7 protein-coding genes are annotated in these 7,977 nt (G+C 31.1%); all 7 read left to right on the forward strand.

The annotated features are described in order from the left end of the window. The first annotated feature begins 719 nt into the window (after positions 1-719). The 7 genes from JMO20_RS00010 to JMO20_RS00040 all read left to right on the forward strand — a co-directional run bounded on the left by JMO20_RS00010 (position 720) and on the right by JMO20_RS00040 (position 7,814). Positions 720-1,313, forward strand: a complete 594-nt coding sequence (locus JMO20_RS00010) for a hypothetical protein (protein ID WP_202707091.1) — start codon at positions 720-722, stop codon at positions 1,311-1,313. After that, positions 1,313-2,296, forward strand: a complete 984-nt coding sequence (locus tag JMO20_RS00015; protein WP_202707092.1) for an AIR synthase family protein — start codon at positions 1,313-1,315, stop codon at positions 2,294-2,296. The genes JMO20_RS00010 and JMO20_RS00015 overlap by 1 nt, the downstream gene beginning before the upstream one ends. Before the next feature lie 202 nt (positions 2,297-2,498). Continuing rightward, positions 2,499-4,553: an N-acetylmuramoyl-L-alanine amidase family protein gene (locus JMO20_RS00020; protein ID WP_202707093.1), complete on the forward strand. Its 2,055-nt coding sequence runs from the start codon at positions 2,499-2,501 to the stop codon at positions 4,551-4,553. Between the two features lie 148 nt (positions 4,554-4,701). Next, entirely contained in the window at positions 4,702-5,721 is a 1,020-nt protein-coding gene (locus JMO20_RS00025) for a GerMN domain-containing protein (RefSeq protein ID WP_202707094.1), read from the forward strand. A 224-nt stretch (positions 5,722-5,945) separates the two neighbouring features. Next, positions 5,946-6,692, forward strand: a complete 747-nt coding sequence (rph, locus tag JMO20_RS00030; RefSeq protein WP_202707095.1) for a ribonuclease PH — start codon at positions 5,946-5,948, stop codon at positions 6,690-6,692. Between the two features lie 14 nt (positions 6,693-6,706). Further along, a complete protein-coding gene (locus tag JMO20_RS00035) occupies positions 6,707-7,318 on the forward strand; it encodes an XTP/dITP diphosphatase (RefSeq protein ID WP_202707096.1) in 612 nt (203 codons plus the stop codon). 19 nt (positions 7,319-7,337) lie between these two features. Then, the gene (locus JMO20_RS00040; protein WP_202707097.1) at positions 7,338-7,814 is read left to right on the forward strand and encodes a metallophosphoesterase; all 477 of its coding nucleotides are present in this window, start codon (positions 7,338-7,340) and stop codon (positions 7,812-7,814) included. Positions 7,815-7,977 lie beyond the last annotated feature (163 nt).

Below are 7,977 nucleotides of genomic sequence, written 5' to 3' on the forward strand. Positions count from 1 at the left end.
TAGATGCTATGGTTGCAGCAGAGAAAGTATTCATGGAAGATATGCCAATAGCTCCTTACTCATATGGTACAAAAATTTATGTTCAAAGACCATATGTTAAAGGAATAGTAAGACTTCCACTTCAAGTATATGATGGAAAGAAATGGGCTTACGTTTTAGAGCACTAAAATTTCCAATTTAATAAAAAATAAAGCAGTGGCCATGGCCACTGCTTTATTTTTTTACATCATTTTTTTCTAAGAAATATGGGCAATTCGACTTTATACTCCCAGAAGAGCTTACTACATGAGTAAGATTACACACACCATCATCTTGGTATAAACACTTCTCAGAACAATTTATTGCTATTTCAATCACCCCGTTTTTCTTAATTAGTATAAATTATTATTTCCATTTAATAAAAAAATACTAAAAAATATGGTATTATTAATTTGTTGGTAATTTTATGAAGCTATGCAATAATATAATTCCACTTTAAAACTCTATAAAAGTTAAAATCATACTTAATACAAATACTTTAAGTAGATGACTTTATCCTAAAGTATAAAATACTAACTAGAATAATGAATCCTTGTAAATGCAAATAATAAACAAGTCATGGAAATAAAAATTCACATTTTGTTTTTTTAATGTATTTACATTAACTATGTATTAAGGAACATTAATAAATGATTTATCGTCTAGTTATAGGGGTTATACATATAATAAGGAGTTGTAAAATGTTATTTGAAGATTATACAGAAACTAAAGTGGTTTATCATGTTGCACCCATTACAGATTTAGATAAAATAATGAAGAACGGAATAAGATATGATGATAAAAAGACATATGTATCTAAATACTTATCATTTCACCAATATATAAATAAGTTTAAACCGAAGGATTCGCCAGTCTGGCTAAATAGAGAAAAGGCCATATTTGCTAGTCTAAATTATTCAGGAAATCACTGTTGGCATTCTCATAGTGTGCTTATGGCATTAAAAATAAGCCCAGAGAAATGCTGGATAGCTAATGAAAATCTTGCTAATATATTATATGAGCCATTTATATTGAAAGATACAATAGGATTCTCAGAAGCAAAATTGTATCTCAAAGAAAAGGGAGAAGAAATAGTGAAAAAATACTGGGATACATCATTAAGCTTTAAAGAGAATCTAAAGATTAGAAAAGATAGAGAAAAGAGATACGATGCAGAGGTAATGATTTTTCATGATATCAAACCTAGTGAGATTAAGTTACTTTCAATTGTGTCAGATCATAAAAATATGAAAATAGAAGAATGGAAAAGGTTTTTAAAGGGGGATATAATATAATGAAAATAGGTAAACTGCCAAATGAAGTCTTAGAAAAATTAGTGTTCTCAAATATTACTGGAAAACGATCTGAGATTTTAACTAGACCGTCTATCGGAGAAGACTGTGGTGTAATAGATTTTGGTGAATTTGCATGTGTAGTTTCAACAGACCCAATAACAGGCGCAAGTGAAAATATAGGAAGTCTTGCAATACATATATCGTGTAATGATGTAGCATCAAACGGAGCTGAGCCAATAGGAATATTAATGACAATACTTGCTCCTGAGAATACTACTGAAAGTGATTTAGAGAATATAATGAAGGATGCAGGACAAACTGCTGCTAATCTCAATGTAGAAATAATTGGTGGGCACACTGAAATAACCAATGCAGTAAATAAAGTAGTAATATCTACAACTGTTATTGGAAAACAGAAAAAAAAGGATATATTAAAAACTAATGAAGTGAAAATAGGCGATAAAATAATTATTACTAAGTGGGCAGGGATAGAAGGCACTTCGATTATTGCTAATGAGCTTGAGGACAGGCTTAAGGATAAAATAGATGATAAAATGCTAAAGGAAGCCCAAGAATATTCTAAATATTTAAGTGTTATTAAAGAAGGTATCATTTGTGGAAGAGTAGGAGTGCCTTATATGCATGATGTGACAGAAGGTGGAATTCTTGGTGCCGTTTGGGAAGCTGCTAAGGCTATAAATAAAGGTGTAATTATAGACAAAGAAGCTATACCAATTAAAGAACCTACAGAAAGAATATGCAATATTTTAAATATTGATCCCTTAAGATTAATATCAAGTGGTAGTATGCTAATAATAGTGGATTCAGCAAAGAGTGATTTATTAATAGGAGAATTAGAGTCAAGTAATATAGAAGCATCTATTATTGGAGAAGTAGTAGAAAAGGATATTAAGATAAAAGAAGATGGAGATATACTTGAAATTGATTCCCCAGATAGTGATGAATTGTATAAAGTAGTATAAATATATTTCAAATATTACTGGTATATTAAGTTACCATTACAAAGCCTCAAATTAGTTGACATAAGATTTTTAGAAATGATATAAATTAAATGTAAGGTAATTTATTGTCGAGAATTACATATTTATAATGTCGAAAACTAAAAAAAGAAGGTATATAAAGACAAGATTCCTTATAAAAAAATAGAGTAGGGGTGGTAAGGGAATGAAAAAAATTGCAATATTATTTGTTGTAGCATTTCTAGTATTTAATGTAGTTCTAAATGCACCTGCATTGATTTTTGCAGATAAAGCAGGCTATGTTAAAGTACATATGGATGGTAAAGAAGTAAGTTTAATGAAAGTAAACGTTGAAATAAATGGACAAGCCCTTGAATCTGATGTTCCACCTCTTGTTTATGATGAGAGGACTTTAGTTCCTATTAGATTTGTGGCAGAAAATTTGAATGCTGAGGTTAATTGGCATCAAGAAGAACAAGAAGCAGTAATTAATGCACTTGGAAAAGAAATAATTCTAAAACCAAATAGTTCTCAAGTTATAATAGATGGAGAAAAGAAAGAGCTACCCTATGGAGTTCCTGCTAAAATAGTAAATGATGGCAGGACAATGGTACCCCTTAGATTTGTTTCAGAAGAATTAGGGTGTAGTGTTAAATGGGATCAAGAAACACTGACAGCCTCAATACAGGCAGAGTCACAAGAAGTACTAGATATAGATGTGGATATGAATACTGATTATCCAAGGGTGGTAGTTAAAACTAGTGGACCTGTCTTATATAATACGATTGAATTAGGAGATTTTAATAAGCTAGTAATAGATATACCTAACTCTACTTTGAATATTGAAGATGAATCAAAAGTTGATACAAAAGGAATTCTAAATCTTGAAGTAGAAAAATATCCAATTAAGGCTGTCAGATCATCACAATTTAAAGTAGACCCTAATGTAACTAGAATTGCTATTGATTTGGACAACCTAACTGACTATGAAATAAATTATTTAAGTAATGGTGAAGGATTTGAAATTAAGTTTATTAATAATGTGTCAGATGTTGTAGCTGAAGAGATTGATGGTAATAAGGCTATAATAATAAAAAATTCTAATAAGGTGGAATATAGCTCTTTTGTATTACAGGACCCGAATAGAATTGTTATAGATTTAATGAGTTCAAATTATGATGTGGATAAGTATGAATATGAGATTGATGATGAGCTAATATCAGGAATTAGAGTGGCTCAATTTGATCATGACGGATATTACAATGAGAATGAAAAGGTAGTTAGAGTAGTATTAGACATTAAAGAAAATGCTTACATGCCAGAACCACAAATAGAGACTATAGACAATAATTTAGTTATATTTCTAGAAGATAAGGACTTTAGCTCAATAGATTATAATACTCTAGAGAGTGACAAAGGATCTTTAGAAATAACTGGATTAAAGGAAACTGATTATGATGTTGTATATGATGACGAAGTTAACACAATGCATGTTAGGATGCCAAAGGATAATATAGAAATAGATAATGGTAAACTAAATATAGATGATGATTTAGTTGAGGATATAACAATCAAAGAAGATGGAGAAGAAAAAGTTTTTGAAATTAAGCTCAAAAAGAACATAGAGTATACGAGCTTTGAAAAAAATGGGAAAAAGAATATTTTAATAGTAATGGAGTATAAGAATAAAAAGTATGGAGATAAATTAATAATAATTGATGCAGGTCATGGAGGCAAGGACCCAGGAACTACAGCAATTAACTCAAAGATACATGAAAAGGAACTCACTTTAATGGTAGCAAAGAGATTAGAGAAGAAACTTAATGAGATTGGATTTAAAACTTATCTCACTAGGGATAATGACGAATATATAGGTCTATATGAAAGAACAGATAAAGCTAATTCAATGGATGGAGATGCATTCATTAGTATTCACTTTAATGCCCATAATAATCCAGATGTTAAGGGTATAGAAACTATATATTGCCCGTCCTATGGAAGTGATCAAAAAACTGAGGATCAGTATCCATTTGCTGAGACCATTCATAGTGCTGTTGTTGATGCAATAGGTGGAATAGATAGGGGAATAAATAGAAGACCTGAAATTGTTGTTACTAGAGAAAGTAAGATGGTGGCAGCTTTAGTTGAGCTTGGTTTCATTTCTAATCCTGAAGAAGAGAAAGCAATTCTTTCTTTTGATTATATAGATAAAGCTGTTGATGGTATATCAGAAGGATTAATGGAGTATTTCGACAAATAATATGCACATAACAAATAAAAGGATGGAGACAAATTAGTCTTCGTCCTTTTTGTTTTTAAATAAAAAAGCAAAATTAACTCAAATTAATCATAGTATGGCCCTCTTTCTAATATAATTTATAAATGAATAATAGCAAGGGGGGTACTAAATGTTTACAAAAAAGGTAATAACGCTTGTACTTATGATAGCACTAGCATTTAGTTTATTTGGATGCAAGGCAGTTGATGTAATGAAAGGTCTAGTATCTGATGAAGGATCACAGGACATAGAAATTGTGAGAAGTGGTGATGAAGGAACAGAAGTAACAGCAGATGCAAATTTAAGAGATACAGTATTATACTATCAAAATGAAAATGGTTATTTAGTTCCAGTTAAAAGAAAAATACCTTGGGAAACAGGAATTGCAAAAGCTGCACTAAGGAGTATGATAGACTCCCCAGCGGTAAGAGAAGACATATCAGCAATAGGATTAGAACCAGTGATACCAACTGGTGCAGAAATATTAGGAATGTCAATAAGTGAAGAAGGACTATGTAAGGTAAACTTTAATAGTCAAGTATTAAACTATCAAAGTCAAAAAGAAGAAGAAAATCTAGTAAAGGGAGTTGTGTATACATTAACAGAGTTCCCAACAATTAGTGAAGTTCAGTTGATGGTAGATGGACAGTCACTAGCTCAACTAGAGTATGGTACACAGATAGGAAGTGCATTAAAAAGAGAAGATATAAACTCAATGGCATCAAATGATAGTGAAGATCCAAATATTGTCGTATTTTATAAAGGAACTTCAAATGGTGAATATGAATATTATGTGCCAGTAACTGTACCTGTAGCTACCTCAGAATCAGAAATGTATACAGCAGTGGATAAGCTGTTTGAAGGACCACCAGTTGATTCGGGATTATACACTGACATACCAGACGGTGTATATCTACAAGATGTAGTATTTAGTGAAGGTTTAGTATTTGTTGACTTAATAGTTGATAATGTAGATGTAATATCTCAGCAAATCACCTTTGATAGAATGGCTAAAAATATTGGATTAACATTAAGTCAATTTGATAGTGTTGAAAGTGTAGACCTTTTGATAGGAGGTCAAACAGTTGAAGAAGCAGGGATAAACATAGCAGAGCCAGATACTATGCCAGTCTTTGCAAATGAGTATTAAAAAAAGTTTTTAGCAGTCCTATTTAGGACTGTTTTTTTTATCGTAAGATTATATCCTCAAAAAATATATTGAATGTGTAAATATGTAATTCCCTAACTTAATAAATGGGAGAAAAGTGATTTGATTTCTTAAAAACATGGTAAAAATGCATATAGTTTGTTATTATAAATAATAGTTGTGGAACAATATAAGGATATTAATATAATAGATTGGAGAGATAAAGTATGAAAAGAATTAATGATAGAGAATTTAATCAACTAAGAGATGTAAAAATAACGAGAAATTATTTAAAGCATCCCCAAGGGTCAGTATTAATTGAAATGGGAAATACTAAGGTTATTTGTACAGCCATGGTAGAAGATAGAGTTCCACCTTTTTTATATGATTCCGGAAAAGGATGGGTAACAGCTGAATATTCAATGCTTCCTGGATCAACTGTTTCAAGAAAAATTAGAGAATCTAGTAGAGGTAAGATAGGTGGTAGAACTCAAGAGATACAAAGATTGATTGGTAGAGCTCTAAGATCAGTTGTAAAGCTGGAAGACCTAGGAGAGAGGACTATATGGTTAGACTGTGATGTTATACAAGCTGATGGTGGAACGAGAACAGCATCAATAACAGGAGCATTTGTAGCTATGATAGATGCATTAAATAAGTTATATGAAGATAAGTTGATTTCTTACATACCAGTTACTAGTTTTTTGGCGGCAGTAAGTGTAGGGGTTGTTGAAGAAACAAAATTATTAGATTTAAATTATCAGGAAGATTCTAATGCTAAGGTTGATATGAATGTTGTTATGACAGAAAAAGGTGAATTTGTAGAAATTCAAGGAACAGGAGAAGAGGCACCATTTTCAATGACAGAACTAAACAAGCTTTTAGAATTAGCTCAGAAGGGTATAAATGACCTTATAGCAGGTCAAAAAGAAGCTTTAGGAGATATAAGCCAACTTGTAGGAAAAACAGAGTAAAAAGGAGCAAAGATATGGATAAAATTAATTTAGTATTATCTAGCGGAAATCAACATAAAATCAAGGAAATTAAAAAGATACTATCTGATCTACCATTTAATGTTTTATCTAAGAATGAAATTGGTCTAGAAGATTTTGAGGTTATAGAAGATAAAGATACTTTAGAAGGAAATGCAATGAAAAAAGCAAAGGAAATCTCTGAAAAAGTTAACGATATTGTCATTGCCGATGATACTGGTCTTTTTGTTGATAAGTTAGATGGAAAACCAGGAGTTTATTCTGCAAGATATGCAGGAGAGGATGCTACCTATCAGGATAATAATAAAAAGCTTTTGGAAGAGCTAAAGGATGTACCTGTAGAAGAGAGAACAGCAAAATTTAAGACAGTGATAGCCATAGTTCAAAAAGACAAACTAGAAAAAAACGTTGTAGGGGAATGTAGTGGTAAAATTGGTTTTGAAGCCAGAGGAGAAAATGGATTTGGCTATGACCCACTATTTATTGTAGATGGTTATGGTAAGACATTTGCTGAGCTTGGAGAGGAAACAAAGAATAGAATAAGTCATAGGGCCAATGCCCTTAAGAACCTAAAAAAAGAACTTAAGAAATTGATTGGAGAATATTAGTAGTAGAAGGATGAAAAGAATGAAGATTTTAGTGCTTAGTGATACCCATGGTAATACAAAATTCTTAAATAAAATTAAAGAAAGATTTAATAATATACATATGGTTATTCATCTTGGAGATAATACCAAGGATGTAGAAATGACTAGAAAGGTCTTTCCTGTAGACATATATAATGTAAAAGGGAATTGTGACTTTAGAGATAGTGAAACTCCAGAGGAGCAATTAATTAATATTAAGGGTAAAAGAGTTTTTCTAACTCATGGACATAATTATAGTGTCAAGAGTCATTTAAATACTTTATATTATAGGGCAAAAGAGCTAGATGCTGAGATTGCTCTATTTGGACATAGTCATGTGCCAGAATCAATTAATTATGATGGAGTCCAGCTTTTTAATCCAGGAAGTCCTGTATTACCTAGAGGGGGAAGTAAAAAAAGTTTTGGGATAATAGATATAAATGATGAAGTAACATTTAATATATACAATCTAAAATAAATTAATTCGAAAATGGTAACAATTACTATGGATTTTTTGTTGACAACATTATTTTTATCTGCTATAATTTATTATTGTCAGTTAAAAAAACTGGCTTTAAGCACCTGTAGCTCAGTAGGATAGAGCAACGGACTTCTAATCCGTGTGCCAGGGGTTCGAATCC

Source organism: Sporosalibacterium faouarense (genome assembly GCF_016765695.1).
GTDB lineage: Bacteria > Bacillota > Clostridia > Tissierellales > VENL01 > Sporosalibacterium > Sporosalibacterium faouarense.

What these genes read in the sequence shown, in the direction of transcription:
- JMO20_RS00040 (WP_202707097.1), top strand. Translation starts at nt 7,338, where the DNA reads ATGAAGATTTTAGTGCTTAGTGATACCCATGGTAATACAAAATTCTTA.
- JMO20_RS00025 (WP_202707094.1), top strand. Translation starts at nt 4,702, where the DNA reads ATGTTTACAAAAAAGGTAATAACGCTTGTACTTATGATAGCACTAGCA.
- JMO20_RS00015 (WP_202707092.1), top strand. Translation starts at nt 1,313, where the DNA reads ATGAAAATAGGTAAACTGCCAAATGAAGTCTTAGAAAAATTAGTGTTC.
- JMO20_RS00010 (WP_202707091.1), top strand. Translation starts at nt 720, where the DNA reads ATGTTATTTGAAGATTATACAGAAACTAAAGTGGTTTATCATGTTGCA.
- JMO20_RS00035 (WP_202707096.1), top strand. Translation starts at nt 6,707, where the DNA reads ATGGATAAAATTAATTTAGTATTATCTAGCGGAAATCAACATAAAATC.
- rph (WP_202707095.1), top strand. Translation starts at nt 5,946, where the DNA reads ATGAAAAGAATTAATGATAGAGAATTTAATCAACTAAGAGATGTAAAA.
- JMO20_RS00020 (WP_202707093.1), top strand. Translation starts at nt 2,499, where the DNA reads ATGAAAAAAATTGCAATATTATTTGTTGTAGCATTTCTAGTATTTAAT.